At 67.9% G+C, this 2,013-nt stretch carries 2 protein-coding genes; both read left to right on the top strand.

Translation table 11 applies throughout. The annotated features are described in order from the left end of the window. Window positions 1–246 precede the first annotated feature (246 nt). A complete protein-coding gene (locus tag V7E09_RS15325; RefSeq protein ID WP_291918682.1) occupies window positions 247–1,614 on the top strand; it encodes an IS1380 family transposase in 1,368 nt (455 codons plus the stop codon). A gap of 39 nt (window positions 1,615–1,653) precedes the next feature. Beyond that, window positions 1,654–2,013: polysaccharide deacetylase family protein (locus V7E09_RS15330; RefSeq protein ID WP_324523701.1), on the top strand; the 360-nt coding region annotated here is incomplete at its 3' end.

The following is a 2,013-nucleotide window of genomic DNA, read 5'->3' on the forward strand; positions in this document are numbered from 1 at the left end:
CCGTGGGCTCGCGCTCGTCGCGGTCACGGCTGAGGCCGGCGACAACGCGCACCGGATCTTCGAGTCGCTCAACAACACCGGACTGCGGCTCACCCAGTCGGATCTGCTGAAGAACCACCTGTTCATGCGTCTAAGCCTGAATCCACCGGCCTGGTAGCGGTGCGTTAAGCGAGGAAGTGCCCTCTGGTAAGGGAGAATGGGACTTGTCTAGAGTTCCGTAGCTCCCCCAAGAAGGGCACTTCCGAGATGCAACTGTCTCACACCCCCGGCCGAATGTCGGCGTCGTTCGACGAGCCCAACCTGGTCGGGTCCGCCGGCTTGGTGCCAGCGATGATGCTGGCCGGCCGGATTGGACTGGTGCAGGTGGCGGATGAGTTGTTGACGGTGCCCGGCGCGAAGGGCTGTGCGGGGACCAAGCTCACCTCCGTGCTGGCCGGGATGCTGGCCGGCGCGGACAGCATCGACGACCTCGACGTCCTGCGGCACGGTGCGATGGCCAGACTGTTCGGAGGGGTACGGGCACCGTCCACGCTGGGAAGCTTCCTGAGGTCGTTCCGGTTCGGGCACGTCCGCCAACTCGACGCCGTCGCAGCCCGCACCCTGTGCCGGCTGGGCGAACGGGTGCCTGGCCTGCTGCCCACCGGGCCGGTGGTGTGGCTCGATGTCGATGACACGATCAAACCTGTCTACGGCCGCGGCAAGCAGGGCGCCCAGCACGGCTACACCCGCGTGCGCGGGTTGAACGCCCAACTCGCGACGGTGTCCGGCCCTGACATCGCGCCGGTGATCGCGGCCGCTCGGCTCCGTCGTGGCGCAGCATCCTCCGCGCACGGCGCGGTCCGGTTGGTCCGCGACGCCCTGGCCACCCTGCGCCGCGCGCACGTGGCCGGCCCGGTGCTGGTCCGGGCGGATTCGGCCTACTACCAGCAAGCCTTGGTCGCCGCGATCGTCAAGGCCGGCTGCCAGTTCTCGATCGGAGCCCGCCTCAACAAGGGGGTCCGTGCCCAGATCGCCACCATCGACGAGCAGGCGTGGACCCCCATCGTGTACCCCAACGCGATCGTTGACCCCGACACCGGCGAACTGATCTCCTCGGCCGAAATCGCCGAAGTCGGCTACACGGCGTTCACCTCGCATGGGCGTGGGAAGGTCACCGCCCGGTTGATCGTCCGCCGGGTCCCCGAACGCAACACCAAGAAACTCGCCGCCGCCGCCCAGGACGGCCTGTTCCAGGTGTGGCGTTACCACGCCCTGTTCACCAACCAGACCGCCCCGTTGGTCGAGGCGGAGAAGACCCACCGTGGCCACGCGATCATCGAGCAGGTGTTCGCCGACCTGAAAGCCGGCCCGTTGGCGCACCTGCCGTCGAAGTCGTTCAACGCCAACGGTGCCTGGCTCGCCCTCGCCACCATGGCGTTCAACCTCACCCGGGCCCTCGGCGTCACCGCCGGGGGCCGCTACCGCAGGGCCGAGACGGCGACCATCCGCGCCCACCTCATCCACACACCAGCGCGCGTCGCCACCTCGGCGCGTCGGGTTCGTCTACACCTACCCACCCGATGGCCCTGGGCCGCCCACTGGCAGCGGCTGTGGACCGCGATCATGACCACCTGACCCACACGCCACCAGACCGTCACGACCAAGGAAACCCAAGTGGAAGACCCGGACAGACCGGGCGATCACGCATGCCCGCACACCCTCGTGACGTCAATCCCAGACGGGATCCACAAGCACAAACACACGCACAACGTCAACCGGTGGATTGAGGCTAAGCATGCGCAGGGTTTCGAGATCGCCAACCACACCTATGACCACAAGCCGACCAGCGACCTGCCGGACGCGAAGGTGGCGTGGGAGGTCAGGCGCACCAATGCGGCCCTGCAGAGGATCACCGGCCAGAAGCCGACGCTGATGCGTCCGCCCTATGCCGCCCGCACGCAGCGCACGGACAAGGTCGTCGGCACCAACGGGCTGGCCGTCGTGGTCTGGAACAACCCACCGGAGGACTGGGTG

The organism is Propioniciclava sp., assembly GCF_036744435.1.
GTDB lineage: Bacteria > Actinomycetota > Actinomycetes > Propionibacteriales > Propionibacteriaceae > Propioniciclava.